Origin of the sequence: Azospirillum brasilense (assembly GCF_007827815.1) — a bacterium.
Classification (GTDB): domain Bacteria; phylum Pseudomonadota; class Alphaproteobacteria; order Azospirillales; family Azospirillaceae; genus Azospirillum; species Azospirillum brasilense_C.
Genome location: NZ_VITH01000004.1, coordinates 127696 through 153388, shown reverse-complemented (window position 1 = coordinate 153388; position 25693 = coordinate 127696). Strand labels below are relative to the sequence as shown.

The 25693-nt window shown below is 69.1% G+C and carries 28 protein-coding genes; 10 read left to right on the top strand and 18 right to left on the bottom strand.

Going from position 1 to position 25693, the window contains the following annotated elements:
* Window positions 1–3 precede the first annotated feature (3 nt).
* The 4 genes from FBZ83_RS09715 (at window position 4) to rpsD (ending at window position 2312) form a co-directional block, all read left to right on the top strand.
* The gene (locus FBZ83_RS09715; RefSeq protein WP_247888260.1) at window positions 4–696 is read left to right on the top strand and encodes a PAS domain-containing transcriptional regulator; all 693 of its coding nucleotides are present in this window, start codon (window positions 4–6) and stop codon (window positions 694–696) included.
* Window positions 697–852: 156 nt separating this feature from the next.
* Window positions 853–1065 (top strand): hypothetical protein, encoded by a 213-nt coding sequence (locus FBZ83_RS09710; RefSeq protein ID WP_145682267.1) that lies wholly within the window; start codon window positions 853–855, stop codon window positions 1063–1065.
* Window positions 1066–1218: 153 nt separating this feature from the next.
* Entirely contained in the window at window positions 1219–1515 is a 297-nt protein-coding gene (gene cowN / locus FBZ83_RS09705; protein WP_094303160.1) for a N(2)-fixation sustaining protein CowN, read from the top strand.
* A 182-nt stretch (window positions 1516–1697) separates the two neighbouring features.
* Window positions 1698–2312: a 30S ribosomal protein S4 gene (gene rpsD / locus FBZ83_RS09700; protein WP_014239501.1), complete on the top strand. Its 615-nt coding sequence runs from the start codon at window positions 1698–1700 to the stop codon at window positions 2310–2312.
* A gap of 398 nt (window positions 2313–2710) precedes the next feature.
* Here the strand turns inward: rpsD and FBZ83_RS09695 are convergent, their stop codons facing one another.
* Complete coding sequence (locus FBZ83_RS09695) at window positions 2711–3814, bottom strand: alkene reductase (protein ID WP_145682266.1); 1104 nt, start codon at window positions 3812–3814, stop codon at window positions 2711–2713.
* A 205-nt stretch (window positions 3815–4019) separates the two neighbouring features.
* On the opposite strand from FBZ83_RS09695, the gene FBZ83_RS09690 reads away from it, so the two are divergent.
* Window positions 4020–4691 (top strand): TetR/AcrR family transcriptional regulator, encoded by a 672-nt coding sequence (locus FBZ83_RS09690; RefSeq protein ID WP_145682265.1) that lies wholly within the window; start codon window positions 4020–4022, stop codon window positions 4689–4691.
* A 6-nt stretch (window positions 4692–4697) separates the two neighbouring features.
* On the opposite strand, the gene rarD is transcribed toward FBZ83_RS09690, so the two are convergent.
* The 7 genes from rarD to FBZ83_RS09655 form a co-directional block, all read right to left on the bottom strand.
* Window positions 4698–5702, bottom strand: a complete 1005-nt coding sequence (gene rarD, locus FBZ83_RS09685) for an EamA family transporter RarD (protein ID WP_145682264.1) — start codon at window positions 5700–5702, stop codon at window positions 4698–4700.
* Between the two features lie 100 nt (window positions 5703–5802).
* Window positions 5803–6237 (bottom strand): hypothetical protein, encoded by a 435-nt coding sequence (locus FBZ83_RS09680; protein WP_145682263.1) that lies wholly within the window; start codon window positions 6235–6237, stop codon window positions 5803–5805.
* A gap of 143 nt (window positions 6238–6380) precedes the next feature.
* Window positions 6381–6722 (bottom strand): Grx4 family monothiol glutaredoxin, encoded by a 342-nt coding sequence (grxD, locus tag FBZ83_RS09675; RefSeq protein ID WP_014239508.1) that lies wholly within the window; start codon window positions 6720–6722, stop codon window positions 6381–6383.
* A 59-nt stretch (window positions 6723–6781) separates the two neighbouring features.
* Entirely contained in the window at window positions 6782–7021 is a 240-nt protein-coding gene (locus FBZ83_RS09670; RefSeq protein ID WP_038531271.1) for a BolA family protein, read from the bottom strand.
* Between the two features lie 306 nt (window positions 7022–7327).
* Window positions 7328–9508 carry a phosphoribosylformylglycinamidine synthase subunit PurL gene (gene purL, locus FBZ83_RS09665; RefSeq protein WP_145682505.1) on the bottom strand — a complete coding sequence of 727 codons (2181 nt, stop codon included), beginning with the start codon at window positions 9506–9508 and terminating at the stop codon, window positions 7328–7330.
* Between the two features lie 32 nt (window positions 9509–9540).
* Window positions 9541–10245, bottom strand: coding sequence for a phosphoribosylformylglycinamidine synthase subunit PurQ (purQ, locus tag FBZ83_RS09660; protein ID WP_014239512.1), 705 nt, complete (start codon window positions 10243–10245; stop codon window positions 9541–9543).
* 99 nt (window positions 10246–10344) lie between these two features.
* Complete coding sequence (locus FBZ83_RS09655) at window positions 10345–11241, bottom strand: LysR substrate-binding domain-containing protein (RefSeq protein WP_145682262.1); 897 nt, start codon at window positions 11239–11241, stop codon at window positions 10345–10347.
* Between the two features lie 101 nt (window positions 11242–11342).
* Between FBZ83_RS09655 and FBZ83_RS09650 the strand changes: the two genes are divergently transcribed.
* Window positions 11343–12518 carry an MFS transporter gene (locus tag FBZ83_RS09650; RefSeq protein ID WP_145682261.1) on the top strand — a complete coding sequence of 392 codons (1176 nt, stop codon included), beginning with the start codon at window positions 11343–11345 and terminating at the stop codon, window positions 12516–12518.
* A gap of 4 nt (window positions 12519–12522) precedes the next feature.
* On the opposite strand, the gene FBZ83_RS09645 is transcribed toward FBZ83_RS09650, so the two are convergent.
* The 5 genes from FBZ83_RS09645 to FBZ83_RS09625 form a co-directional block, all read right to left on the bottom strand.
* Window positions 12523–13212, bottom strand: a complete 690-nt coding sequence (locus tag FBZ83_RS09645) for an MOSC domain-containing protein (RefSeq protein WP_145682260.1) — start codon at window positions 13210–13212, stop codon at window positions 12523–12525.
* The gene (locus FBZ83_RS09640) at window positions 13209–13862 is read right to left on the bottom strand and encodes a DNA-3-methyladenine glycosylase family protein (RefSeq protein ID WP_145682259.1); all 654 of its coding nucleotides are present in this window, start codon (window positions 13860–13862) and stop codon (window positions 13209–13211) included. The genes FBZ83_RS09645 and FBZ83_RS09640 overlap by 4 nt, the downstream gene beginning before the upstream one ends.
* Before the next feature lie 77 nt (window positions 13863–13939).
* Window positions 13940–14182: a phosphoribosylformylglycinamidine synthase subunit PurS gene (gene purS, locus FBZ83_RS09635; RefSeq protein WP_014239518.1), complete on the bottom strand. Its 243-nt coding sequence runs from the start codon at window positions 14180–14182 to the stop codon at window positions 13940–13942.
* Between the two features lie 61 nt (window positions 14183–14243).
* Window positions 14244–15008: a phosphoribosylaminoimidazolesuccinocarboxamide synthase gene (gene purC / locus FBZ83_RS09630; protein ID WP_014239519.1), complete on the bottom strand. Its 765-nt coding sequence runs from the start codon at window positions 15006–15008 to the stop codon at window positions 14244–14246.
* 116 nt (window positions 15009–15124) lie between these two features.
* A complete protein-coding gene (locus tag FBZ83_RS09625; RefSeq protein WP_145682258.1) occupies window positions 15125–15898 on the bottom strand; it encodes an NRDE family protein in 774 nt (257 codons plus the stop codon).
* Window positions 15899–16050: 152 nt separating this feature from the next.
* On the opposite strand from FBZ83_RS09625, the gene FBZ83_RS09620 reads away from it, so the two are divergent.
* Complete coding sequence (locus tag FBZ83_RS09620; RefSeq protein ID WP_145682257.1) at window positions 16051–16371, top strand: DUF1476 domain-containing protein; 321 nt, start codon at window positions 16051–16053, stop codon at window positions 16369–16371.
* Between the two features lie 157 nt (window positions 16372–16528).
* Here the strand turns inward: FBZ83_RS09620 and purB are convergent, their stop codons facing one another.
* A complete protein-coding gene (purB, locus tag FBZ83_RS09615; RefSeq protein ID WP_035671612.1) occupies window positions 16529–17824 on the bottom strand; it encodes an adenylosuccinate lyase in 1296 nt (431 codons plus the stop codon).
* A 337-nt stretch (window positions 17825–18161) separates the two neighbouring features.
* Here purB and FBZ83_RS09610 point away from each other — a divergent pair, with 337 nt between their 5' ends.
* Entirely contained in the window at window positions 18162–21416 is a 3255-nt protein-coding gene (locus FBZ83_RS09610) for a bifunctional diguanylate cyclase/phosphodiesterase (RefSeq protein WP_145682256.1), read from the top strand.
* Window positions 21417–21441: 25 nt separating this feature from the next.
* On the opposite strand, the gene FBZ83_RS09605 is transcribed toward FBZ83_RS09610, so the two are convergent.
* The 4 genes from FBZ83_RS09605 to sfsA all read right to left on the bottom strand — a co-directional run bounded on the left by FBZ83_RS09605 (window position 21442) and on the right by sfsA (window position 24449).
* Window positions 21442–21867, bottom strand: a complete 426-nt coding sequence (locus tag FBZ83_RS09605; RefSeq protein WP_038529309.1) for a TerB family tellurite resistance protein — start codon at window positions 21865–21867, stop codon at window positions 21442–21444.
* Window positions 21868–21951: 84 nt separating this feature from the next.
* Window positions 21952–22743, bottom strand: coding sequence for a RadC family protein (gene radC / locus FBZ83_RS09600; protein WP_145682255.1), 792 nt, complete (start codon window positions 22741–22743; stop codon window positions 21952–21954).
* Between the two features lie 72 nt (window positions 22744–22815).
* A complete protein-coding gene (gene map, locus FBZ83_RS09595) occupies window positions 22816–23649 on the bottom strand; it encodes a type I methionyl aminopeptidase (protein ID WP_145682254.1) in 834 nt (277 codons plus the stop codon).
* 71 nt (window positions 23650–23720) lie between these two features.
* On the bottom strand, window positions 23721–24449 hold the full coding sequence (gene sfsA, locus FBZ83_RS09590) for a DNA/RNA nuclease SfsA (protein WP_145682253.1): 729 nt from the start codon (window positions 24447–24449) through the stop codon (window positions 23721–23723).
* A 91-nt stretch (window positions 24450–24540) separates the two neighbouring features.
* Between sfsA and FBZ83_RS09585 the strand changes: the two genes are divergently transcribed.
* Window positions 24541–25317, top strand: a complete 777-nt coding sequence (locus tag FBZ83_RS09585; RefSeq protein ID WP_145682252.1) for a competence/damage-inducible protein A — start codon at window positions 24541–24543, stop codon at window positions 25315–25317.
* Between the two features lie 85 nt (window positions 25318–25402).
* Entirely contained in the window at window positions 25403–25663 is a 261-nt protein-coding gene (locus FBZ83_RS09580) for a hypothetical protein (protein WP_247888259.1), read from the top strand.
* The last annotated feature ends 30 nt before the right edge of the window (window positions 25664–25693 follow it).

The window sequence follows — 25693 nt, the reverse complement described above, 5'->3', positions numbered from 1 at the left end:
CATATGGACGTTGGCCTCGTCCTGCTCGACGGCGACCGGCGCGTGGTGTCGGTCAACGCCTCCGTAGCGCGGATGCTGGGGCGCGACCGTCCGCTGCTGGGGGCCAGCCTGCACGACCTGCATCCGCCGGGCAGCCGCGCCAAGGTGGAACTGCTGCTGGCCGCGGCGCACGACCCGGACTCCCCGGCGGCGGCCAGCTCCATGATGGTGGCCCTGCCGGGGCGGACCATCGTGGTGAAGGCCACCGCCCTGCCGCCGGGCGGCGGGGCCGCGCTGGCCCTGATGCTGTTCGAGGTGAACGGGAAGGCGTTTCCCGAGCCAGTTCCGCCCGTGCCTGTGGACGCGGCGCCCGAACCGGTCACGCCGCTGGTCAAGCTGCCGATCACGACGCGCCAGGGCGTGGTGCTGATCGACCCCTCCGACGCGGTCTATGTGCAGGCCGACGGCCATTACACGCGGGTCCACACGGCGGATGGCGCCTTCTTCTGCTCGCTCTCGCTGTCGGAGCTGGAGGCGCGGCTCGACGTGCGGCAGTTCGTGCGGGCGCACCGCCGCTATTTGGTCAATCTGCGCCACGCCCAGGCCATCGACCGCAGCGACGGGCGGGCCGCCTTCGTCATGGCCGCCCCCGGATCCCCCCGCGTGCCGGTCAGCCGCGGCCGGATCGAGCAGTTGAAGAAGCTGTTGGCCCTTTAGCCTTTCCCCTTGCGCGCATCAGGGTTGTTCCCGCCGGCCTGTGACTTCGGGTGTCGGTTGATCCGCCTCAATCGTTCGGGCCCGCCGCAGGCGTAGAACAAGGCCATGGCCGGCGCCCGCATCGGGTGGGCGCCACGATGACGAGGAGATACGGCCATGGCTTTCCTGGACGACGACCGCGCCTATGTGGACCAGCTGGTGGTGGAATATTATGGCGACCGTCTGAGCGCGCTCTCGCCGGAACGGCTCGCCGCCCTGCACGCCCTGTTCGGCGAGGTGATGTGGCACGAGGGGATCGAGGCGCTGACCCCGCAACGGCTGAACACGCTGCTGGAGTTCACCGAGGAAGAGCTGTCGCACGCCGCCTGAATGGGGCGCCTGAATGGTAAGAGCGCGAACCGTTCGCGCAGAACACCCGCCGTTCACGCCGCCCGCCCGCCGTTCGTGCAGCGGGTCTTGTTCCAAGACCCGCCTTCCGCGAAGAGGAATGTCAAGACATCCTCCTTTGTGGGAATCACGACCGTGGACGCAACCGACACCCCCGACCGCTACGTCTCCTTCAAGGGCATCGACTGCGAGGGCAACTCCCGCCGCATCATCGAGCGCCTGTACATGCACATCGACGACCCGGCCAAGACCAACGCCTTCTGGGAACGCTTCCGGGCGAAGCTGGCCGTCGCCGACGATCCGTTGAAGCGTCAGGCGGACGGGCTGTGCCTGCTCTGCGCCAACGTCTATTACATCTCCGACCTGTTCGAGGAGCATGAGGACGAGGAAGGTCTGGCCATGCTGCGCCAGCTCGAGGACGAGTGCTGCTGACGCCGTGTGGTGGACACGACTCATGGTTTGACCCGACTCATGGTTTGACAAGGCGCGCCGAATCCGTATAGTGCGCGCCTTCACTCCTGGGAAAGCGGGCGTGCCTCTTGTTTGCGCCCCGTCCGCGGCCTGTTCCGCGGAACTACCGGGACAAAACCAACTCGTGTTCCATCGAGGATCAAATGGCCAAGCGTCAACAGTCCAAGTACAAGATCGACCGCCGCCTCGGCGTAAACCTCTGGGGCCGTGGCAAGTCGCCGATCAACAAGCGTGAGTATGGCCCCGGCCAGCACGGCCAGCGCCGCAAGAAGCCGTCCGACTACGGCCTGCAGCTCATGGCGAAGCAGAAGCTGAAGGGCTACTACGGCAACATCGGCGAGAAGCAGTTCCGCCGCATCTACGCCGAGGCCGTGCGCCGCAAGGGCGACACCGGCGAGAACCTGGTGGGCCTGCTGGAGCGCCGCCTGGACGCGGTGGTCTACCGCATGAAGTTCGCGCCGACCCCGTTCGCCGCGCGCCAGATCATCAACCACGGCCACATCCTGGTCAACGGCCGCCGCCTGAACATCCCGTCGGCCCAGATCAAGGAAGGCGACACCATCGAGGTGCGCGCCAAGTCCAAGCAGATGGCCCTCATCCTCGAGGCCACCGCCTCGGGTGAGCGCGACACCCCGGACTACCTGGAAGTCGACACGGGCGCCCTGAAGGGCCGCTTCGTCCGCGTCCCGCTGCTGGCCGACATTCCGTACCCGGTCCAGATGGAACCGAACCTGGTCGTCGAGTTCTACTCGCGCTGACCGTTCGGCCCAACCGACACGCGAAAGGCCGCGCCTCCGGGCGCGGCCTTTTTCGTTTGGGCCCTTTTCGTTTGAGGATGGGCGGTCGGATTGAGTTCCCTCTCCCCTCTGGGGAGAGGGCTGGAAGGCGTCGTTGAGTACTGTGAAATAGGTTGTAAAGGTTCTGAGCGGTGTTCAAGAACCTTTCTCTGTCGCGGTCAGCGTGGCCCGGCATTCGGCCCGCATGGCCTCGGCATCCCACTCGTCGCCGTCTCCTTCGCTCGGTTCAGGATAACAGTCGATTCCCGGAATGGGCAACGTCCGCGCTGGAGGGACGGCGGAAAGAAAAAAGCCGGAACCCTTGCGGGTCCCGGCCTTGAGGTGCGGGGATCGGGGGCAATCCCCGCGGGGGAGAGGGATCAGGCGTCGGCCGTTTCCAGCGCCGGATAGTCGGTGTAGCCACGGGCGTCGCCGCCGTAGTAGCTGGCCTTGTCCGGCGTGTTCAGCGCCGCGTCGCGGCGGAAGCGCTCCGGCAGGTCCGGGTTGGCGATGAAGGGCTCGCCGAAGCTCACCGCATCCGCAGCACCGGCGGCGATGGCCGCCTCGGCCTGTTCCTTGCTGTAGCCGCCGTTGATGATGAAGGGACCCTTGAAGATCCGGCGCAGTTCCGCCGCCAGATGCGGGGCGCCCTCCGGCGGGGCCATGTGGTGGCCCGGCTGGCCTTCGATGACGTGCAGGAAGGCGAGGCCGAAGGGGTTCAGCGCCTCGGTGACGTGGGTGTAGAGCGCCCGCGGATCGCTGTCCGCCATGTCGTTGAAGGTGCCGGTCGGCGACAGCCGCACGCCGACCCGGCCGGGGCCGACGGCGGTGCTCACCGCGTCCAGGATCTCCAGCAGGAAGCGCGCCCGGTTCTCCACGCCGCCGCCGTAGCGGTCGGTGCGCTTGTTGGTGCGGTCGCGCAGGAACTGGTCGATCAGGTAGCCGTTGGCGCCGTGGATCTCCACCCCGTCCAGCCCGGCGTCGAACACCGCGCGCTTGGCGGCGTCGGCGAAGGCCTTGACCAAGCCGGGGATCTCGTCGGTTTCCAGGGCCCGCGGGGTGGGGAAGGGCACCAGTCCCTTGCTGGTGTAGGACTGACCGGCGGCGGCGATCGCCGAGGGAGCGACCGGCAGGGCGCCGTTCGGCTGGAATTCCGTGTGGGAGATGCGGCCGACGTGCCAGAGCTGCGCGGCGATCAGCCCGCCCTTGGCGTGGACCTCCTCGGCGATGCGGCGCCAGGCGAGCGTCTGCGCGTCGGTGTGGATGCCCGGCGTGCTGGGATAGCCCTGGCCGGTGGCCGAGACCTGCGTCGCCTCGGTGATAATGAGGCCGGCGGAAGCGCGCTGCCCGTAATACTCGGCCATCAGCGGGGTGGGGACGTTGCCCTCGCCAGCGCGGCTGCGGGTCATCGGCGCCATGATGACGCGGTTCGGCAGCTCCATGGAGCCAAGACGCAGCGGCGTGAACAGATCGGCGGTGGTCATGATGCGGTTGCCCTCTCGATGTGGCATCGGGTCCCAAGTTGGGGTGTCCCAAAGCGGGGTCCGGGGTTCCGCGGGTTGGGCGGCGCCCGGTATGTATGTGCGTACATACTTGCCAGCGCCATCCGGCCTTGTCAAGTATGCACGTGCATACCTATTATCATTTCAGCCGCCGCACGGATCGGCGGCCAGTGAGAGGGCCTGCATCGTGGACAAAACCGACACCCCCGCCACCGACCCGGCGACTGACGACGGCTGTTGCGGCACCGGGGCCGACGCGCCCGCGCGCAAGCGCGACCGCGAGGCAACCAAGGGCGTGCTGCTGGACGCGGCCAAGATGGTGTTCGCCGAGCGCGGCTTCGACGCCGCGACCACGCGCGACATCGCCGGACGCGCGGGCGTGAACGAGCAGTTGATCCAGCGCTATTTCTCGGGCAAGGCCGGGTTGCTGCTGGCCGTCGTCGAGCGCTACGGGCGCGAGGAGGGGAGCGGCTGCGCCATGCCGCCGCCCGGCGACGACCTGGAGGAGGATCTGGCGGCCTTCCTCTTGCACCAACTCCGCCACGCCTGGAAGTGCCGCGACTTCACGCGGGTGATGCTGGCGCGCGCGCTGGTCGATCCGGACATCGCGAACGAAATGGCGCGCACCCTGTCGGAAAGCCGCATCCCCTGCCTGCTCAGCCGGCTGGAGATCTTCCGCGCGCGCGGGGCGATCGCGGCGGACGCCGACCTTGCCCACGTCGCGGCGGGTATCGCCACGCTCAGCTTCGGGCTGGGCTTCCTCGATCAGGTGGTGTTCGGGCGCTGCCCGGACCGCGTCAACGAGGTGGTGAAGACGCTCGCCCACACCATGGCCCACGGCCTCGCGCCGCGGGCCTGAGCCGCCTCAATCGGCGCGGCAGGCGGCGGCGCGGGCCTGCTCCGCCCGGTTTTGTTCGGCCCGGTTCTGCTCTGCGCGGGCCTCGGCGCGGGCGGCCCGGTGTGTGAACAGCGCGTCCGCCGAATAGAGCGCCAGCGCCACCCAGATGCAGACGAAGGCCACGAGGTGTGAGGAGGTGAAGGCCTCCCCATAGACCGCCACGCCGAGCAGGAGCTGCCCGGTCGGGCTGATGTATTGCAGGATGCCGATGGTCGACAGCTTCAGCCGGGCGGCGCCGACCATGAACAGCACCAGCGGGATGGCGGTCACCGGGCCGGTCAGGATGATCAGCAGGTCCGTGCCCAGCCCGTGCGCGCCGAAACTCCCCAGTCCCTGGGCGTTCAGCCACAGCAGATAGACGATGGCCGGCGGCACCAGCAGCACCGTTTCCACCAGCAGCCCGATCAGCGGGTCGATGGCCGCCTTCTTGCGCACCAGCGCGTAGACGCCGAAGCTCAAGGCCAGCGACAGCGCCACCCAGGGAACCTCCCCGTAGGACAGGACGAGGCTCAGCACGCCCGCCGCCGCGATCAGAACCGCCAGTCCCTGCCGCTTCGACAGCCGTTCCTGAAGGAAGGCCATGCCGAGCAGCACGTTGATGATCGGGTTGATGTAGTAGCCGAGGCTGGACTGCACCAAATGGCCGTTGTTCACGGCCCAGATGAAGATGGTCCAGTTGCTGCCGATCAGCGCCGTCGTCACCAGGAAGATGCCCAGCCGCCGCCAGCTTCCCACCCCGCGCACGATGCCGGACAGGCCGCGCGTCGGCACCAGCCACAGCCCGACCAGCACCACCGTCCACAGCACCCGGTGGGCGACGACCTCCACCGCTCCGACGTTGCCGAGCTGCTTGAAGAAGATCGGCGCCACCCCTCCCCAGATCAGGAAGGCGGTCAGGGCGGCGGCGAAGCCCAGGGTGGCGGGGTTGCGCCCGTCGGCCTGCGGCAGGGAGGGGGAGGGAGTCTGGGCCATGACTCCCCTTTACCATGCCCAAGAAATGGGCGATAGGAACGCCCCCTCATGCCCGCACTGCGCGCCGGGAATGCCGCATTTCCCGCAGGGGTTTTCCCGATCAGCCCCCTCCGCCGCCTGCGGTGCCGCCTCCGCTTCCGCTGGCGTTGGGGGCTCCGTTCCGCGGCATCGCGCCGGACGATCCCGACGAGCCCCGGCCGATCGGGACGTTGGTGCCGACACCCTCGTTGCGGACCAGCGCGCGGGCCTCGCGCAGCCGGTCCACGCATCCGTCCGGATCGCCCTTGCCGGCGGCGGACCGCGCGTCGCCCAGCAGGCCGCGCAGCCGGTCCTTCTGCTCACCGGTCAGGGCGGTGTGGTTGCGCCCGCCGGCCACCACCTTGTCGCCCAGGAACAGGTCGGAGAAGCGGGACACCTCGTCCCGGCAGGCGGTCAGCCGCTCCTGCTTGGGAACCGTTCCGTCCTGGCCTTGCGCTTGGACGGGAAGAGCCATCAGAGCCAGCAGCGCCGCCGCTGGGAACACACGCCTGTCCATGACCGGGCCTCCTTTTCCGTGCCGACACCTCCGCGGGGTTCGTCGATGGAAAAACAGGGTTGGGCCGGGGCCTGTTCCGCCAAAGGAAAAGGGCCCCGCGCTGGCGGAGCCCTTTGTCACACGTCTGCGGCGCGGCTGGCCGATCAGGCGTTGGCGCCCGTCGCGACGCCCTTGTCGGCCAGCAGCGACTGCAGCTCGCCCGACTCGTACATCTCGCGCACGATGTCACAGCCGCCGACCAGCTCGCCCTTAACGTAGAGCTGCGGGAAGGTCGGCCAGTTCGAGTAATCCTTCAGCCCCTGGCGCAGGCCCGGGTCCTCCAGGATGTTGATGCCCTTGAACTTCACGCCGACGGTGCTGAGCACCTGGACGACGGCGGCGGAGAAGCCGCACTGCGGGAAGACGGGCGTGCCCTTCATGTACAGCACGACATCGTTGCCCTTGATGTCCTGCTCGATGCGATCCTTGACGTTCTGGTCAACCATGTCTCTCGGCCTTCTTACGATGTCGTCGTGTCTTGCGGAGTGTCTTGCGGGACGGCGTCCTACGCGCCTTCCGGCACGGCGGTGGTCAGGGCCAGGGCGTGCAGCTCCCCGCCCATCCGGCCCTGGAGGGCGGCGTAGACCATCTGGTGCTGCTGCACGCGCGACTTGCCCTTGAAGGCGGCGGAGGTGACCAGCGCGGCGTAATGGTCGCCGTCGCCGCGCAGGTCGGCGATCTCCACCGTCGCGTCCGGGATGCCTTCCCTGATGAGCTTCTCGATCACCGCGGCTTCCATCGCCATGGCCGTCATCCTGTTCCGTCAATCCCTGCCCATGCGGGCGCTGCCCGTATAATTAGGCGGAGCGGCCGGGTTTGTCACCGGAGAAGCGACGACATTCCGCGGTGCGAAGGGTTCGCCCCCTCCCTAACCCTCCCCCGCTCTCGCAGGGGAGGGGATCAAGTTCCCTCTCCTGCGAAGCGGGGGAGGGAAGGGGCCCGCGGCGAAGCCGTGGGAAGGGTGGGGGCAACACCGAACCCCAAAACGAAAAGGCCGGGCGACGCATCCGCCGCCCGGCCTTCCGTTCTTCGACCCCTCAACCGCGTCCGATCACTCGGCGGCGGCCATGTAGCCGGGCAGCCAAGCCTCGTTGGCCGCCTTCAGGCGGGCGATGGTGATCGCCTCGCCGCCGCGGCCGGTCAGGGCCGTGCCGTTGGTCTTGCCGAGCACGCTCATCGGCACGCCGGCGGCCTTGGCCTTCTCCTGCACCGCCGCGGCCTTGTCGGCGCGGACGGCCAGGACGTAGCGGCCCTGGTCCTCGCCGAACAGGGTGCCGGCGTCGGCGCCGTCGAGGCCCGACAGATTGGCGCCGATGCCGCCGGCCATGGCCATCTCGGCCACGGTGACCAGCAGGCCGCCGTCCTGGATGTCGTGGCTCGACACCACCAGACCCTCGGCGATCAGGCCGCGGACGAACTCGCCGTTGCGGCGCTCCACCGCCAGATCGACCGGCGGCGGCGGGCCGTCCTCGCGACCCAGGATCTCCCGCAGGTAGAGCGACTGACCGAGATGGCCGGTGCCCTCGCCGACGAGCAGGATGGTGTCGCCCTCGTTCTTGAAGGCGATGCCGACGGCGATCATGGCGTCCGGCAGCAGGCCGACGGCGCCGATGGCCGGGGTCGGCAGGATCGCCTCGCCGTTGGTCTCGTTGTAGAGCGACACGTTGCCCGACACGACCGGGAAGTCCAGCGCGCGGCAGGCGTCGGCCATGCCCTGGATGGCGCCGACGAACTGGCCCATGATCCGCGGCTTCTCGGGGTTGCCGAAGTTCATGTTGTCGGTGACGGCCAGCGGCAGGGCGCCGACGGCGGACAGGTTGCGGTAGGCCTCGGCCACCGCCTGGGCGCCGCCGCGCACCGGGTCGGCGAGGCAGTAGCGCGGGGTGCAGTCGGTGGTGACGGCGATGCCCTTGCTCTGGCCGGGCAGCCGCACCACGCCCGCGTCGGCCTGACCGGACATGAAGCGGGTGTCGCCGTTCACGAGGCTGTCATACTGCTCCCAGATCCAGCGCTTGGACGCCTGATCGGGGCAGGACATGATCTTTTCCAGGATGTCGCCCAGCGTCTTGTCGGCCGGCAGGGCGCGCACGGCGTCCTCCAGCTCCGCGGCGGCCGGGGTCGGCTCCCACGGGCGATCGTAGAGCGGCGAGGCGTTGGAGACCGGCGCGATCGGCATGTCGCACCAGGTCTGGCCGTGCATCTTGATGACCAGCTTGCCGGTGTCGGTCAGCGTGCCGATCACGGCGAAGTCCAGCTCCCACTTGTCGAAGATCGCCTTGGCGACCTCCTCGCGGCCGGGCTTCAGGATGATCAGCATGCGCTCCTGGCTTTCGGAGAGCATGATCTCGTAGGGGGTCATCCCCTCCTCGCGCATCGGCACGTCGTCGAGCACCAACTCGATGCCGAGCCCGCCCTTGCCGGCCATCTCGACCGAGGAGGAGGTGAGGCCGGCCGCGCCCATGTCCTGGATGGCGACGATGGCGTCCGTCTCCATCAGCTCCAGGCAGGCCTCGATCAGCAGCTTCTCGGTGAAGGGGTCGCCGACCTGCACGGTCGGGCGCTTCTCCTCCGAATCCTCGCTGAACTCGGCCGACGCCATGGTGGCGCCGTGGATGCCGTCGCGGCCCGTCTTGGAGCCGACGTAGACCACCGGGTTGCCGATGCCGGCAGCCGCCGAATAGAAGATCCGGTCGGCCTTGGCCACGCCCACGGTCATCGCGTTGACCAGGATGTTGCCGTTGAAGGCCGGGTGGAAGTTGGTCTCGCCGCCGACCGTCGGCACGCCGACGCAGTTGCCGTAATGGGCGATGCCGGCGACCACGCCCGACACCAGATGGCGGGTCTTGGGATGCTCGGGCGCGCCGAAGCGCAGCGCGTTCATGTTCGCGATGGGCCGGGCGCCCATGGTGAACACGTCGCGCAGGATGCCGCCCACGCCCGTCGCGGCGCCCTGGAAGGGCTCGATGTAGGACGGGTGGTTGTGGCTCTCCATCTTGAAGATGATGGCGTCGCCGTCGCCGGCATCGACCACGCCGGCGTTCTCGCCGGGGCCGCAGATGACCTGCGGGCCGGTGGTCGGCAGCGTCATCAGCCACTTCTTCGACGACTTGTAGGAGCAATGCTCCGACCACATCACCGAGATGATGCCCAGCTCCGTGTAGGTCGGCTGGCGCCCCAGGATCTCCAGGGCGTTGTTGTATTCCCCTTCGGACAGGCCGAACTCGCGGGCCATCTCCAGGGAGACTGCGGGCTGCTGCGCGGTGGTCACGACAGGGCCTCCACCAGACCATCGAACATGGGCTTGCCGTCGGTGTTGCCGTGGAAGGCGGACACCGCGTCCTCGGGGTGCGGCATCAGGCCGAGCACGGTGCGCTTGGCGTTGAAGATGCCGGCGATGTTGTCCAGCGAACCGTTCGGGTTCCAGTCGTTCCGGTTCCAGCGCGGGGCGGCGTCGCCCTCGTCGCTGACGTAGCGGAAGGCCACCTGGCCCTCGCCGTCCAGCCGCTTCACCGTCTCGGCGTCGGTCCAGTAGTTGCCGTCGCCGTGCGCCACCGGGTAGCGGACGATCTGGCCCTTGCGGTACTTGGCCGTGAAGGGGCTGTCCGTGTTCTCCACCCGCAGATGCACGGTGCGGCAGATGAACTTCAGCTTGGCGTTGCGCATCAGCGCGCCGGGCAGCAGCCCCGCCTCGGTGATGATCTGGAAGCCGTTGCAGATGCCGAGCACCCGCACGCCCTGATCGGCCCGCGCCTTGACCTCGCGCATGATCGGCGAGTGCGCCGCCATGGCGCCGGAGCGCAGATAGTCGCCATAGGAGAAGCCGCCCGGCACGAGGATGAGATCGACCTTGGGCAGTTCGGTGTCGCGGTGCCAGACCAGATGCGGCTTGGTTCCGCTGGCGGCCTCCAGCGCGGCGACGGCGTCGCGTTCGCGGTTGGAGCCGGGGAAAACGATGACGGCGGCCTTCATGGGGCTTGGAAAATCCGGCGTCGTGGGGGGAACGGTTCGAGGCCGGACACTAAAGGCCCCGCCCCGCCAAAGCAAGGGCAAGGACCCCGCCATTCTCCCTTATCGGCCCTGCGTTGACGCGCCGGCGGCCTGTTCGCGCAGCCAATCGGGGAAGGCCGGCGCCTCGGTGTGGCCGCGCTGGCGGCTTTCCAGCAGGTAATAGTGGCCGGATACCACCCCTTCGGCCCCCAGCGGGGCGGTCAGCCGCCCGGTTTCCAGCGGGCGCTCCACGAACAGCCGCGGCACGATGGCGACGCCCAGCCCGTCCTCCGCCGCCTGGATGGCGAAGTAGGTGTGGTCGACCTCCATCCGGTTGCGGAAGGCGTCCAGCTCCAGCCCGTGCGCCGTGCTCCAGGCCGGCAGCAGGTCGGCGCGGGCGCGGATGGTGATGACCGTGCGGCGGGTCAGGTCGGCGGGGCTGCGCAGCGTCTCCAGCCCCGGCAGGGACGGGCTGCACACCGGAACGCAATGCTCGCGCATCAGGGGCAGCGGCTTCAGCCCAGCAAAATGGGCGGGGTCGCGGCGGATGGCGTAGTCGAAGGGACGGCCGATGTCGATCGGGCCGGGGGCGGTGGACAGCGACACCGCCAGTTCCGGGAAGCGCTGCTGGAACAGGGGCAGGCGCGGCAGCAGCCAGTGCATGGCGAAGGTTGGGATGCAGTCCACCCGCAACGTCCGCCGCCCGTCGCCGTCGAGCAGCGTGTCGGTCGCCTGCTGGATCTCTGTGAACAGGTCGGCGATGCGGGTGAAATAGCGCGCCCCGGCCTCGGTCAGCCGGACCTGCCGTTGACTGCGGTCGAACAGGGGAACGCCGAGGAAGAGTTCCAGGCTGCGGATCTGGCGGCTGATCGCGCCGGGGGTGACGTTCAGCTCCTCCGCGGCGAGGCGGAAGCTGGAATGGCGGGCGGCGGCGACGAAGGCGCGCAGGGCGTTCAGCGGCGGGAAGCGGGAGGACATCCGTTGAGTTTTTCTCACCGGTCGGCGGAAGACAAGTCGTTTGTCGGTGCCCGACCGGCTGGCTAGGGTGCCTGCCGCTTTCCGTCGCCTCCTGGTCCGTCATGTCGCACATCACCCGCCGGCTGGTCTGGTTCCTCGGCGTCTCGCAGCTGCTGTGCTGGGGGATTTCCTATTACCTGATCGCCATCTTCGGGAACCCCATGGCCGCCGACCTGGGGCTGAGCCTGCCGGTGGCCTTCGGCGGCTTCACGGCGGCGCTGCTGGTCATGGGCGTGGTGTCGGGCAGCGTCGGGCGGGCCATCGACCGCTGGGGCGGCCGCCCGGTGATGGTCATCGGCTCGCTGCTGACGGCGGCGGGCTGCCTGGGGCTGGCCTCCTCCACCGGGCTGGTGAGCTATTACGCCTCCTGGCTGGTGCTGGGGCTGGCGATGCGGGCGAGCCTCTACGAGGCGGCCTTCGCCGCCCTGGCCCGGCTGGGCGGCCCGCTGGCGCGGGTGCCGATCTCGCAGATCACGCTGCTGGGCGGGCTGGCCTCGACGGTGCTGTGGCCGGTGGGGCAGGCGATGGCCGACGCCTGGGGCTGGCGCGGCGCGCTGGTCGCCTACGCGGTGATCGCGCTTCTGACCATCCCGCTGCACGCCGCCATCCCCTCCGACCGCTACGTGCGCCCGCCGGTGCCGGCCGGGACGGAGCCCGCCGGACCCGTGGACCCGCGACGGCGGGCCTGGGTGGCGCCTGTGTTCTACATGGTGATGACCACGGCGGTCGGCGTGCTGACCTCGGCGATGTCGGCGCACATGATCGGCATCCTGGTCGGACTGGGGGCGGCGCCCGCCGCGGCGGTGTGGATTTCCACGGTGCGCGGCGTCGGCCAGTCCTCGGCCCGGCTGTGCGAGGTGCTGTCCGGTGGGCGCCTGCACCCCACCGTCCTGGCGCTGCTCGCCTGCGGCCTGCTGCTGCCCGGCTTCATCATCGGTTTGTGGAGCGGCGCGGTGCTGGCCGCCGGCGTCGCCTTCTCGCTGCTGTTCGGGGCGGGGGCCGGGCTGGCGACCATCGTGCGCGGCACGCTGCCGCTGGTGCTGTTCGATCCGCAGAGCTACGGCCGGACGGTCGGGCGGCTGCTGGTGCCGAGCTTCTACGCCGCCGCCCTGGCGCCGATGGGCTACGCGGTGATCATCGAGCGGGCGGGGGAGACGGCGGCGCTTCTGCTCTCCGCCGTCCTGGCGCTGGTGGCGGTGGGAGCGGCGTGCGTGCTGTGGGCGACCGCCCGCCGCTGAGGGATCAGTCGCCGCCGTTCAGCCGCTTGCTCCAGTCCTCGACGCCCTGGGTCAGCCGGCGCTCGGCCAGCGTGCGCCAGCTCTGGGCCAGCACGGGCAGGGCGGCCATCTCGGCCAGCGCCTCGCGGTTCTGGGTGTCCACATAGAGGACGTGCAGCAGCCGGGCGAGCGTCCATTGCGGGTAGGGGCGGTCGACCAGGGCCAGCCGGTCACCGGGGCCGATCACGCCGGGTTCCGGCACGCGGTAGTACCAGCCGGTGCGCCCGGTGGTCTGGACGCGCTTGGCCATGTCGGGCACGGCGAAGCGGTGGTTCAGCTTCCAGCAGGGCTGGCGGGCCTGGGCGACCTCCAGCAGGGCGGTGCCGGCGCGGAAACGGTCGCCGACGCAGACGTCGGCCTCGGTCAGGCCCAGCGTCGCGAGGTTCTCGCCGAAGGCGCCGGGCTGGCCGAGCAGCGGCACGTCCCCGCCCAGCTCCTCCCGCCACGCCGGGTGGTGGTCCAGCGGGTAGTGGTGGATGGCCTTGTCCGGCCCGCCATGGACGCGGCGGTCGGCCTGCTCGTCGTCCAGGAAGCCTTCGGGGCCGACCGCGCGCGGGCCGTCCACCGGGGACTTGGCGATGGCGCTGGTTCGCCCCGGCGGGCCGAAGGGGGCGGCCTTGCCGACGAGGACGGCGGTGATGGTGGTCTCGGTCACGGTGTCGTCTTTCCTTTGGGCGTCTTCTTGCTCTTGGCCGGCTTGAGGGTCCTGGCCTGCTCCTGCAGGGCCACGTAATGGTGCCAGACGAGTTGCGCGGCGAGGCTGCGGTGCGGGCGCCAGGGCTCGGCGACGGCGAGGAGCTGCGCCTGGGTCGGCTTCTCCGCCCAGCCCTTCAGCCGCTGCACGCCGAGCTGGATGGCGAGATCGCCGACCGGCCAGATGTCCGGCCGGCCGAGCGCCATCATCAGGTAGATCTCGGCGGTCCAGCGCCCGATGCCCTTCAGCGCGATCAGGGCGGCGATGGCCTCCTCGTCGTCCATCTTGTGAATGGCGTCGAAGTCCAGCCGGCCGTCGGCGACGGTCTGGGCCAGCCCGCGGGCGTAGCCGATCTTCTGGCGCGACAGCCCGCAGGCCCGCAGATCCTCGTCGGGCAGGGCCAGGATGGCATCCGGCGTCACCACCCCGACCATGCCCTGGAGCTTAGCCCACAGCGCCGCGGCGACCGTTGTGGAGAGCTGCTGCTCGATGATCAGGCAGAGCAGACCGGAGAAGCCATCCGGGCGGCGGAAGTCGCGCACCGTCGGGCCGCCGACGCGCAGGGACTCAGCGAAGATGGGGTCGAGCGCGGAGAGATGGTCGATGGACATGGCCGAACGAAAATGGGGGATGCGCAGCGGTTGCGCATCCCCCATTTTCCGACAGGCAGGATTGAGCGCGGACGGCCTCAGGCCACCAGCTCGATCGCGTAGTCTTCGATCACGGTGTTGGCCAGCAGCTTGCTGCACATGGCCTCGACCTCCTTGCGGGCGGCGGCCTCGTCGGTGCTCTTGAGCTGAAGCTCGATGACCTTGCCGGCGCGGACGTCCTCGACGCCGTCGAAGCCCAGCGTGTGCAGCGCGTGCGCGATGGCCTTGCCCTGGGGGTCGAGAACGCCGCGCTTGAGGGTGACGTGAACCTTCGCCTTCATCGGATGTCCGCTCGCTTGATGGTGCTGATGGGGTGGGGAAAACGGATTGTTGGACGGTCTTTTACTGGACGGTCTTGGGCCCCTTGACGTCCACCGGGCCGCCTTCGGGCAGGATGCCGAGGCGCCGGGCGACCTCCTGGTAGGCCTCCTCGACCTGACCGAGGTCCTGGCGGAAGCGGTCCTTGTCCAGCTTCTCGTTGGTCTTGATGTCCCACAGGCGGCAGTTGTCGGGGCTGATCTCGTCGGCCAGGACGATGCGCATCTCCTCGTTCTCCCACAGCCGGCCGAACTCCAGCTTGAAGTCCACCAGCCGCAGGCCGATGCCGAGGAAAAGGCCCGACAGGTAGTCGTTCACGCGGAGCGACAGCGCCACCATGTCGTCGAGGTCCTGCGGAGCCGCCCAGCCGAAGGCCGTGATGTGCTCCTCGGTGACCATGGGATTGTTCAGCTCGTCGGACTTGTAATAATACTCGATGATCGAGCGCGGCAGCGGGGTCCCCTCGGGGATGCCGAAGCGCTTGGACAGCGAACCGGCGGCGGTGTTGCGCACGACCAGCTCGATGGGGATGATCTCGACCTCGCGAACCAGCTGCTCGCGCATGTTCAGGCGGCGCACGAAGTGCGTCGGCACGCCGATTTCCGACAAACGGCTCATCAGGTATTCGGAGATGCGGTTGTTCAGCACCCCCTTGCCGGTGATGATGCCCTTCTTCTGGTTGTTGAAGGCGGTCGCGTCGTCCTTGAAGTACTGCACCAGCGTGCCCGGCTCCGGACCTTCGAACAGGACCTTCGCCTTGCCTTCGTAGATGCGCCGACGTCGTGTCATGAGAGATCGTCCAAAAACGTGTAGCCCGGGCCGATGGGTGACCGGTCCAGGGGATATGCACGAGTGATATAGCAAGCTGGCCCAGGGAACACAATGCGCGGGGTCCGCGGCGGCTCCTACCCGAAGGAGACGGGCTGCCATGGCGCCTCGTGCGGCCGGCCGGGGGCGAAGTGCCAGACCGGGTCGAGGTCCGGGCGCTCCACGGCGGGCAGGGCGATCAGCGCGCTCGACACCGTGCCGAAACCGGTCGGCAGCAGGAAATTCATCGCGCCGCGCTCGCCGCGCTCGCCGTCGTCCCAGATGCGGCTCGCCAGCAGCTCCGGCCAGCCGCCCCACTGGTCTCCGGCCCGCTCCGGGGCGGGCGGAGTGGCGTGCCGGAAGAGGGGGAGATACTGGGCCTGCCGCGGGTCCTCCGTCACGTCGTCGAGGTCGCTGGCGGTGACCATGTGGACACCCTCGGGAATCTCGATCATCTCCGGACGGTTGCGCGGGGAGGGGCCGCGATGGACGAGCAGCCGGGCGTCGCGGTTGTCGGCGATCAGCAGGTTGAAGGGGCGGTAGGCCCGCGTGTCGAGCTGCGCCATGGCCTCCGCCGCCTCCGCCGCGTCGGCGAAGTCCAGCGCGTCGAGAACCAGCTCCCCGCGCGACCGCTTGCCGGCCTCCGGCCCCAACGTGCCCATGCGGTTCAGCACGGCGGCGACGACGCCCTCGTCGTTCATGCCCAGCCAGGAGCCGCCGGCCAGTTCGTCCAGTCCGGCGACCACGTTGGGACGGTCGGGCCAGTGGCGCGCCGGCGCCTTCCAGGGCCGTCCGGCCATCTCGTCGCGGTTGGCGCCCAGGATCAGGGGCCATGTTGCGTCCGGTCGTCGCAGGAGGATCACGCTGCACATGGGGAATCTTGCCTTCCGCTTCCCTCTTGGGTATGTCGCCGCACGCCGGATTCGCCGATTGGCCGGTGGGTGGGGGCGATGACGACGCCCGTTCCACCGGCTATATAGTCTTGTATCTGGGAGCGCAAAACCAATCCAAGGAGCCGGGTCCCATGACGACCTTCGACGAGCGCGAGAGGGCCTTCGAGAACAAGTTCCAGCACGACCAGGACCTGCTCTTCAGGATTCGTGCACGCCGCAACCGGCTGGCCGGGTTGTGGGCGGCGAGCCTGCTGGGTCTGACCGGGGGCGAGGCCGACGCCTACGTCCGTCAGGTCATCGACGCCGACATCGGCGCCACCGGCCCGCACGACGTCCGCGACCGTCTGGCCGCCGACCTGCACGCCCGGGGCGTCGACATCTCCGACCACCGCGTGGAGAAGGAATTGGCCCAACTGCTGGACGTCGCCCGCCAGCAGGTGCACGCGGAGTAGAGTTTTCGTGGGGGAGGTGTTGCCCCCTCCCTGACCCTCCCCCGCTCTCGCAGGGGAGGGGATAAAAACTCCCTCTCCCGCGAAGCGGGGGAGGGAAGGGGCCCGCGGCGAAGCCGTGGGAAGGGTGGGGGCCCCGAAGACCGAAGCCCCCGACTCCTCACTCCCCGAACACGCGCTTGAACACCATGTCGACGTTCTTCGTGTGGTAGGTCATGTCGAACATCGGGGCCAGCGTCTCGCGGGAGATGTGCTTGGCCACGTCGGCGTCCGACGACAGCAGATCCAGGAAGTTGCCGCCCTTTTCCCACACCTGCATGGCGTTGCGCTGCACCGCCTTGTAGCTGTCCTCGCGGCTCATCCCGGCCTGGGTCAGGGCCAGCAGGACGCGCTGCGAGAAGACCAGGCCGCCCAGGTCGTCCAGGTTCTTTTGCATGCGCTCCGGATAGACCACCAGCTTGTCCATCATGCCGGTCAGGCGGGCCAGCGCGAAGTCCAGCGTCACCGTGGCGTCGGGGCCGAACATGCGCTCGACCGAGCTGTGGGAGATGTCGCGCTCGTGCCACAGGGCGACGTTCTCCAGCGCCGGGACCACGGCGGCGCGGACGATGCGCGCCAGACCCGTCAGATTCTCCGACAGCACCGGGTTGCGCTTGTGCGGCATCGCCGAGGAGCCCTTCTGGCCCGGATGGAAATACTCCTCCGCCTCGCGCACCTCGGTGCGCTGCAGGTGGCGGATCTCCACGGCCAGATTCTCGATCGACGAGGCGATGACGCCGAGCACCGAGAAGTAGAAAGCGTGGCGGTCGCGCGGGATGACCTGGGTGGACACCGGCTCCGGCGTCAGCCCCATTTTGGCGGCGACGTGCTGCTCGACCCGCGGGTCGATGTTGGCGAAGGTGCCGACCGCGCCCGAGATGGCGCAGGTAGCGATGTCGGCGCGGGCCTGGACCAGACGCTCGCGCCCGCGGGCGAAGGCGGCGTAATGGCCGGCCAGCTTCAGGCCGAAGGTCGTCGGCTCGGCGTGGATGCCGTGGCTGCGCCCGATGGTGACGGTGTCCTTGTGCTCATAGGCGCGGCGCTTCAGCACGGCCAGCAGCTTGTCCATGTCGTCGAGCAGCAGGTCGGCGGCCTGGGTCATCTGTACGGCGAGGCAGGTGTCCAGCACGTCCGACGAGGTCATGCCCTGGTGGACGAAGCGCGCCTCCGGTCCGACATGCTCGGCAAGGTTGGTCAGGAAGGCGATGACGTCGTGGCGGGTCTCCCGCTCGATCTCGTCGATGCGGTCGATCTCCCACTTGCCGCGCTCCCACACGGCGGCGGCGGCCTCCTTCGGGATGACCCCCAGCTCCGCCTGCGCGTCGCAGGCGTGCGCCTCGATCTCGAACCAGATGCGGAACCGGTTCTCCGGCTCCCAGATGCGGGCCATTTCGGGGCGGGTGTAGCGGGGGATCATCGGACTCTCCGGGGGTGGCGGACCTGAACGCTTCGGCGGCGGGCGGGGGGCGCGTCGGGACTGTGCGGCGGCGGAAACCGCCCCCGGCTGCCCGCGCGCGGGACCATAACCGCGCCGGACGGCGCTGCAAAGCCCCTTCGGAACTCCGAGGAAAGCGGGCTGCGCGTCATAAGGTTTCTGCGCGCGCGGCACTCTTCGCGGAAAAGTCGCAGAGACTGGCAATTCGTCGCGCCGTCTTCTTCACCTTGATCTTGCCGAGTCCCGGCTACGCGCACTAATGATGTGGAATATGCGCCGCGGCCGGGCAACGCCGGGCGTGGTTCCAGGAGGGCTCTCGTTGTCCGATCCGATCGCCGAGTTGATGCGCGAGCCGTCCCGGACTTCGGACGAGAGGCGCCTGTACCGTCTCCAGTTCCTGGCCTCCCTGTTTCTGGTCGCGGCGGTGGTGCTGGGCTTGGGCGCCTACTTCATCTGGCAGCACCGGATGGATTTCGAAGCCGACCTGATCCAGACCGAGGCCCGCTACCGGGAGGAGCAGCGTCGGACCCTGCAGGAGGAGCTGGAGAACGCGCGCTCCTACCTCGCCTACATGCGGTCGCGCACCGAGCCGCTGCTGCGCGCCGAGCTGCGCGCCAAGGTGGACGAGGCCTACGGCATCGCCTGGACCATCTACGAGCGTGAGAAGGAGTATCTGCCGGAAGTGTCGATCCGGCAGTCGATCAAGGAGACCCTGCGCCCCCTGCGCTTCTTCGGCGGGCGCGGCTACTACTTCATCGACGACATGCAGGGCACCTGCGTGCTGCTGCCCACCGACCCGCAGCGGGAGGGCCGCTCGCTCCTCGACAACCGCGACGACCAGGGGCGCCCGATCATGCGCAACCTGATCCGTGCCGTGGATGATCCGGAGATGCAGGGCTTCACCCGCTACCGCTGGTACGCGCCGGGCAACCCCCACAGCATGTCCGACAAGTTCGCTTACGTCCGCCGCTTCGAACCGTTCAACTGGCTGATCGGCGCCGGCGACTACATCGGTGCGGTGGAGGAGAAGCTGCAGCGCGAGACGCTGGAGCGGCTGCGTGCCCGGCGCTTCGGGGATTCGGGCTTCATCGCCGTCCTGCGGGAGGATGGCGAGGTGCTGCTCTCGCCGACCTCTCCGGCGGCGGAGGGGAAGAACGCGCGCGACCTGCCCTGGGAGACCGAACGGGACCTGGTCACCCGCCTGCTGCAGGCCGGGCTGTCGGGCGGCGGGGAACTGCGCTTCGACTGGGTGCATCCGGTCACCGGGCGCCCGGCGCCGAAGCTGTCCTACGCCACGCCGCCGGACGTCTGGGGCTGGGTGCTGGTCGCCGGCTTCTACGCCGACGACGTCGACGCCGTGATGGCGCAGCGGCGGGCCGAGATCGGCGCCGGCATGAAGAAGCGCATCCTGACCACGGTGGCGGTGCTGGCGCTGGCGCTGGGCGCGTCGGCCGGGGTGTCCTGGCTGGTCACCGGCTGGGTGCGCCGCATCGTCCGCGGCTACCAGTCCAACATGCGGGAGAGCGACAGCATGCTGCGCGAACGGGCGCGGCAGCTCTACCTCGCCAACTTCTTCGTCGACCATGTGTCCGAGATCGTCGTGCTGGCGGACTCGGAGCTGCGCATCGCCTACGTCAATCCCTTCGGCTGCGCCGCGCTGGGCGCCCCGCTGGCCGGGCTGGCCGGCGGCCATGCCGACCTTCTGGAACGCTTCCGCGACGCGGCCTCCGAGGCGTCGGCCCATTACGAGACGCTCTACCGCACCCGCGACGGGCGCGTTCTGGAACTGGAGGTGACGGCCAGCCGGGTCACCTACGAGGGCGACGCCTACTACTGCGCCATCGCCCGCGACATCTCCGAGCGCAAGCGCGCGGAGTGGGAGCTGCGGCTGTCCGCCAAGGTGTTCGACAACGCCGCCGAGGGCATGGTCGTCACCAACGAGAAGAACCGCATCGTCGCGGTCAACGATGCCTTCTGCCGGATCACCGGCTACAGCCGCGAGGAGGTGATCGGCGGCGATCCGGCCATGCTCGCCTCGGGCCGCCAGGACGGGATCTACTACGCCGACATGTGGGCGAAGCTGAAGGAGGAAGGCCACTGGTCCGGCGAGATCTGGAACAAGCGCAAGTCCGGCGAGGTCTATCCGGAGTGGCTCAGCATCCAGGTCGTGCGCAACGAGGCGGGGGAGGCCGTCAACTACATCGCTGCCTTCTCCGACATCACCGAGAAGCGCGCCCAGGAGGAGCGCATCCGGCATCTGGCGCAGTACGACTTCCTGACCGACCTGCCCAACCGCTTCCTGCTGCGCGACCGGCTGGAGCGCGCGATGCTTGCCGCCGACCGGCACGGCAGCAAGGTGGGGCTGCTGTTCGTCGACCTCGACCGTTTCAAGACGATCAACGACAGCCTGGGGCACGGCGTCGGCGACCGGCTGCTGCGCGCGGTGGGGGCGCGGCTGCTGGAGACGGTGCGGGCCAGCGACACGGTCAGCCGCCAGGGCGGCGACGAGTTCGTCATCCTCCTCAACGACCTGGACGGTCCCGACGCGGCCTGCTCGGTGGCCCGCAAGGTGCTGCGCGCGATGACCGAGTCCTTCCCGGTGGACGGGCACGAGTTGCAGATCTCCCCGTCCATCGGCATCGCGCTCTATCCCGACGACGCGCCGTCCATCGACGCGCTTCTGAAATGCGCGGACATGGCGATGTACGCGGCCAAGGAGGCGGGGCGCGCCAACCACCAGTTCTTCACGCCGGAGCTGAACAAGCGGGCGTCGGAGCGGATGTGGCTGGAGAGCAACCTGCGCCACGCCCTGGCCGACAACGAGTTGGAGCTGCATTTCCAGCCGCAGTTCGCGGTGGACGGCCGCCGTCTCGTCGGGGCGGAGGGTCTGCTGCGCTGGCGCCGCCGCGACGGCACGATGATCCCGCCCGGCCAGTTCATCCCGGTGGCCGAGGACACCGGCCTGATCCAGCCGATCGGCGACTGGGTGCTGGGCGAGGCCTGCCGCCGCGCCGCCGATCTGCTCGCCCGCGGCCATCCGCTGCTCATCGCCATCAACCTGTCGGCGGTCCAGTTGCGCCGCCCCGGTCTGGCCGACCGCGTGGCCTTCTGGCTGGACGCCTACAAGGTGCCGGCCCGCTGCCTGGAGCTGGAGGTGACTGAAAGCGTCCTGATGGACGAGTCCGACATGGTGACCGGCACCTTCGCCCGGCTGCGCGAGATGGGGGTGGCGCTGGCCATCGACGATTTCGGCACCGGCTATTCCAGCCTCAGCTATCTGAAACGCTTCCGCGTCGACAAGCTGAAGATCGACCGCTCCTTCGTGACCAGCCTGACCGACGGGTCGGACGGCGGGGCCATCGCCGAGGCGATCATCGGCATGGCGCGCTCGCTGCGCATGCAGACCCTGGCCGAGGGGGTGGAGACGGAGGAGCAGTTCGGCGGGCTCGCCCGGCTGGGCTGCGACCAGATCCAGGGCTATCTGCTGGGCCGCCCCATGCCCTACGACGATTTCGTGGCCTTCATCGCCCGCCATGCCGACACCCCGGAAGCGGTCGGGGAGTCGGTCGGCTGACGGGCGATGCGCCGCGAGGTTGGTCCTACGCGCCCAGCACGCTGCGGTCGTTCTTGGCGACCAGCGCCTGGAAATAGGGGCCGAGCTTCGCGTCGTCGAGGCCGAAGGCCTGCTGGAAGCGCGCGATCAGGTCGCGCTCGCCCTGTTCGGCCTGGCCGTCGGCCATGGCGCTGTCGATCATGTTCAGCAGGATGCACAGCCGCTGCTGTTCGTTCAGGTTCGGCGTGGCGGCGGCCAGGAAGGCGTCGGGCGGGGTGCTGCGCGCGTACTTGAAGCAGCGGTCCAGCTCCTCGCGCGTGGCGCTGCGGCCCATCACCGACAGCAGATGGCCGACCTCTTCCGGGTCCAGCTCGCCGTCCGCGCCCATGCAGTAGATCAGCGAGACGACCAGCGTCCGGCGGGGGGTGAGATCCAGCGGCGCCGATCCCTTGAACATGTCGAAAAGGCCCATGGTGCTACCTCTGTGGTGACGAACGCCGCACATATGGGGGCGTCGGTCCGGGCAACAAGATGGGACTGCAGGACAGGGTTGCGGCTACAGCAAGCCTTGGGCTTTGAAGCTGACGTGCTTGCCCTTGCCGACGATGACGTGGTCGTGCACCGCGATGCCCAGGCTGTGGGCGGCGCGCAGGATTTCCTTGGTCATCTCCACGTCGGCGCGGCTGGGGGTGGGATCGCCGGACGGGTGGTTGTGCACCAGGATGATGGCGCTGGCCGATAGTTCCAGCGCTCGCCGCACCACCTCGCGCGGGTAGACTGGGGTGTGGTCGACCGTGCCGGTCTGCTGCACCTCGTCGGCGATCAGCTTGTTCTTGCGGTCGAGGAAGAGCAGGCGGAACTGCTCCGTCGGCTGGTGCGCCATGGCGGCGGTGCAGTAGTCGAGCAGGGACTGCCAGTTGGCCAGCACCGGCCGGTCCATCACCCGCTGCCGCATCCCGCGCAGCGCCGCCGCCCCGACCGCCCGCAGCGTCGCGACGGCCTTGTCGGAGGCCAGCGAGACCTCCCCCACGCAATAGCCGCGCAGGCGGGGCGGCGGGGCGTTGACCACGCTCCAGAGGTCGCCGAAATCGCGGATCAGCGCCTTGGCCAGCGGCTTCACGTCGCGGCGCGGGTTCACCGCGAAGAGGATCATCTCCAGCAGCTCGTAGTCCTGGAGCGCGTCCGGCCCGCCGTCGAGGAAGCGGGTGTAGAGACGCTGGCGGTGGCCCTTGTGATGGGCCTCATGATGAGCCTCCTCCGCGGAGACGTCCGCGGGCGGCTCCAGCCCGGGAAGTTCCTGGGCCTCCTCCGCATCCCCCGACCGCTTCGCGCGTTTCCGTCCCGCCATCCCGACGCCACCATACGAGTGTGTGCGTCGGGACTATACCTCTTCCGCGCGAAAATCACATCCGCGGGGATATCAAACGGCGGCGGTCGCTTCCTCGGCCGGGACGGCGTAGGGGGGCTTGTGGAAACCGGCGGGGGACAGGGTGAAGATCTCGCAGCCGTCTTTGGTCACGCCGATCGAATGCTCGAACTGGGCGGACAGCGACTTGTCCTTGGTCACCGCGGTCCAGCCGTCGCCGAGGATCTTCACGTCGTAGCGGCCGGCGTTGATCATCGGCTCGATGGTGAAGATCATGCCCTCGCGCAGGACGGCGCCGGTGCCGGGGTTGCCGAAATGCAGGACCGACGGCGGCTCGTGGAAGACGCGGCCCAGCCCGTGGCCGCAGAAGTCGCGGACCACCGAGTAGCGGTGGCCTTCCGCGAAGGTCTGGATGGCGTGGCCGATGTCGCCCAGCGTGGCGCCCGGCTTCACCTGATCGATGCCGATCATCAGCGCGTCGTAGGTGACGTCGACCAGCTTCTTCGCCTTCACGCCGACGTCGCCGCACAGATACATGCGGCTGCTGTCGCCGTACCAGCCGTCCAGGATCGGGGTGACGTCGATGTTCAGGATGTCGCCGTTCTGCAGCCGCTTGTCGCCGGGGATGCCGTGGCAGACCACATGGTTGACGGAGATGCAGTTGGCCTTCGGGAAGCCGCGGTAGCCGAGCGGCGCCGGGACGCCGCCATGGTCGCGGATGTATTGCTCGAGCAGCCGGTCCAGCTCGCCGGTGGTGACGCCCGGTTGGACGTAGGGCGTGATGAAATCGAGCGTGGCCGCGGCCAGCCGTCCGGCCTTGCGCATGCCCTCGAAATCCTCCGGCCCATGAATCCGGATGCGATGGGAATCGAGGTCGTCGTGGTCCAAGAGAATCGTCCCCTACAGATCAGGTCCCAGGAAAATGCGCCGGCGGGCCCGGCGGTGAACATGTAGCGCGGTCAATCCGTGCGGATCGGCAGCGGCCGTTCCAGCTCGATCGCCTGCGGGGTGATCCTACAGGACCAGCACACGGCTTCCACCCCCGATTCGAGCGCGAGGCGCAATCCGGCGGCGTAGGCGGGGTCGATGTCGGCGGCGACTCGGAAGTGGGTGCAGTCGGCGCGCTGCACAAGGTAGACCATGACCGCCCGCGCGCCCTGGCGGACCATCTCGGCCATCTCCACCAGATGCTTGGCGCCGCGGGCGGTCACGCAGTCCGGGAACTCCGCGGCCCGTCCGTCGCCCCGCGCGGGGCGGCGCAGATGCACGTTCTTGACCTCGACGTAGGCGGGCGGCCGGGCCTCGTCCTCCAGCAGGATGTCGATGCGGGAATTGCGCCCGTACGTCACCTCGCGGCGCAGCCGGGCGTAGCCGGCCAGTTCCGGGATGGTGCCGGCGGCGATGGCGGCGGCGACCAGCCCGTTGGGATGCGACGTGTTGACGCCGACGAGGCAGGGCGCGTCCGGATCATCCAACGCCTCGACCAGTTCCAGCGTGTGGGCGAGCTTGCGCTTGGGGTTGTCCGACCGCGACAGCCAGACGGCGGAACCGGGGATGTCCACCCCGATCATGCTGCCCGAGTTCGGCACATGGGCGGTGACCAGGGCGCCGTCGAGCTCCACGTCGGCGAGGAACCGCTTGTAGCGGCGGACGAGGCGGCCTTGCAGGAGGGGGGTGGGGAAGAGCATCTTGGGCCCTAGGTTAAAGCGCGCCCCCGCCGTCCGGCAAGCCCGCCGGTCCCGTCATCCCCGCATCAACCGAGAACGGAGCCGACTCCGCATGTCCTCCCCCGCCGCCGCTCCCAACCCGACCGCCGCCGTCCTCGTTATCGGCAACGAGATCCTCTCGGGCCGCACCAAGGACGCCAACCTGCCGCACATCGCGGAGAAGCTGGCCGGCATCGGCGTCCGCCTGCGCGAGGCGCGTGTCGTGCCGGACGTCGAGGAGGAGATCATCGCGGCGCTGGACGCCCTGCGCGGCCGCTACGGCTACGTCTTCACCACGGGCGGCATCGGGCCGACCCACGACGACATCACGTCGGCCTGCGTCGCCAAGGCCTTCGGCGTGCCGCTGGAGCGCAACGCCGAGGCGGTGGCCCGGCTGGAGCGTCATTACGGCGACCCGTCGAAGCTGAACGAGGCGCGGCTGCGCATGGCCAACATCCCGGCCGGCGCCTCGCTGATCGACAACCCGATCAGCGCCGCGCCGGGCTTCCGCATCGGCAACGTCTTCGTCATGGCGGGCGTGCCCAACATCATGCAGGCGATGCTCGACGGCGTGTTGCCGCAGCTGGAGGGCGGGCCGGACCTGCACGCCCGCACGGTGGCCTGCGAACTGGCCGAGGGGCAGATCGCCGCGGACCTCGGCGCCCTGCAGGACCGCTACGCCGACCTGGAGATCGGCAGCTACCCCTATTTCCGCAACGGCTTCTTCGGCGTCAGTCTCGTGCTGCGCGGCACCGACGAAGCCCGCGTGGTGGCGGCAACGGAGGAGTTGGCTGGCATCGTCCTGCGCTTGGGCGGTACGCCGAACGTCACGGTGGGGACCAAAGGCTAGACAAGTCTCTAGGACGCCAAGCCGTCCTTGGTCATATTGTCGCCGCCATGGGTAATTCTATGTTGAGGACTGGGACGTGACGGTCATGAAAAGTCGTGCCATGAAACCCTTCGAAAAAGCGGCGATCCTGTTCTTGCTGAAGCATCTGGCGTCCGGCGTGGCCGGGGCTGTTGTCTTGGCGACGGGGCTTTTGATTCTCGACGTCGCCAATTTGGCGACTCTGATCGGAAACAGCGATCACGGCGTTGTTGCCGCGATCATGCTGTATGCCAGCCTCATCCTCACCTTCGGCAGCGTGGCGATGGGCATCGGCATCATGACGATGAACGAGGACACGCGTCCCTGATAGCATGGCCCTGACCGGGGCCGGGCGGCT

What these genes read in the sequence shown, in the direction of transcription:
- FBZ83_RS09650 (WP_145682261.1), top strand. Translation starts at nt 11,343, where the DNA reads ATGTCGCACATCACCCGCCGGCTGGTCTGGTTCCTCGGCGTCTCGCAG.
- purL (WP_145682505.1), bottom strand. Translation starts at nt 9,508, where the DNA reads ATGGCCCGCGAGTTCGGCCTGTCCGAAGGGGAATACAACAACGCCCTG.
- FBZ83_RS09680 (WP_145682263.1), bottom strand. Translation starts at nt 6,237, where the DNA reads ATGGACAGGCGTGTGTTCCCAGCGGCGGCGCTGCTGGCTCTGATGGCT.
- FBZ83_RS09710 (WP_145682267.1), top strand. Translation starts at nt 853, where the DNA reads ATGGCTTTCCTGGACGACGACCGCGCCTATGTGGACCAGCTGGTGGTG.
- FBZ83_RS09580 (WP_247888259.1), top strand. Translation starts at nt 25,403, where the DNA reads ATGAAAAGTCGTGCCATGAAACCCTTCGAAAAAGCGGCGATCCTGTTC.
- FBZ83_RS09625 (WP_145682258.1), bottom strand. Translation starts at nt 15,898, where the DNA reads ATGTGCAGCGTGATCCTCCTGCGACGACCGGACGCAACATGGCCCCTG.
- FBZ83_RS09585 (WP_145682252.1), top strand. Translation starts at nt 24,541, where the DNA reads ATGTCCTCCCCCGCCGCCGCTCCCAACCCGACCGCCGCCGTCCTCGTT.
- FBZ83_RS09695 (WP_145682266.1), bottom strand. Translation starts at nt 3,814, where the DNA reads ATGACCACCGCCGATCTGTTCACGCCGCTGCGTCTTGGCTCCATGGAG.
- FBZ83_RS09605 (WP_038529309.1), bottom strand. Translation starts at nt 21,867, where the DNA reads ATGGGCCTTTTCGACATGTTCAAGGGATCGGCGCCGCTGGATCTCACC.
- sfsA (WP_145682253.1), bottom strand. Translation starts at nt 24,449, where the DNA reads ATGCTCTTCCCCACCCCCCTCCTGCAAGGCCGCCTCGTCCGCCGCTAC.
- purQ (WP_014239512.1), bottom strand. Translation starts at nt 10,245, where the DNA reads ATGAAGGCCGCCGTCATCGTTTTCCCCGGCTCCAACCGCGAACGCGAC.
- FBZ83_RS09670 (WP_038531271.1), bottom strand. Translation starts at nt 7,021, where the DNA reads ATGGCGATGGAAGCCGCGGTGATCGAGAAGCTCATCAGGGAAGGCATC.
- FBZ83_RS09620 (WP_145682257.1), top strand. Translation starts at nt 16,051, where the DNA reads ATGACGACCTTCGACGAGCGCGAGAGGGCCTTCGAGAACAAGTTCCAG.
- rpsD (WP_014239501.1), top strand. Translation starts at nt 1,698, where the DNA reads ATGGCCAAGCGTCAACAGTCCAAGTACAAGATCGACCGCCGCCTCGGC.
- FBZ83_RS09655 (WP_145682262.1), bottom strand. Translation starts at nt 11,241, where the DNA reads ATGTCCTCCCGCTTCCCGCCGCTGAACGCCCTGCGCGCCTTCGTCGCC.
- FBZ83_RS09640 (WP_145682259.1), bottom strand. Translation starts at nt 13,862, where the DNA reads ATGTCCATCGACCATCTCTCCGCGCTCGACCCCATCTTCGCTGAGTCC.
- FBZ83_RS09715 (WP_247888260.1), top strand. Translation starts at nt 4, where the DNA reads ATGGACGTTGGCCTCGTCCTGCTCGACGGCGACCGGCGCGTGGTGTCG.
- grxD (WP_014239508.1), bottom strand. Translation starts at nt 6,722, where the DNA reads ATGGTTGACCAGAACGTCAAGGATCGCATCGAGCAGGACATCAAGGGC.
- purS (WP_014239518.1), bottom strand. Translation starts at nt 14,182, where the DNA reads ATGAAGGCGAAGGTTCACGTCACCCTCAAGCGCGGCGTTCTCGACCCC.
- purC (WP_014239519.1), bottom strand. Translation starts at nt 15,008, where the DNA reads ATGACACGACGTCGGCGCATCTACGAAGGCAAGGCGAAGGTCCTGTTC.
- radC (WP_145682255.1), bottom strand. Translation starts at nt 22,743, where the DNA reads ATGGCGGGACGGAAACGCGCGAAGCGGTCGGGGGATGCGGAGGAGGCC.
- rarD (WP_145682264.1), bottom strand. Translation starts at nt 5,702, where the DNA reads ATGGCCCAGACTCCCTCCCCCTCCCTGCCGCAGGCCGACGGGCGCAAC.
- purB (WP_035671612.1), bottom strand. Translation starts at nt 17,824, where the DNA reads ATGATCCCCCGCTACACCCGCCCCGAAATGGCCCGCATCTGGGAGCCG.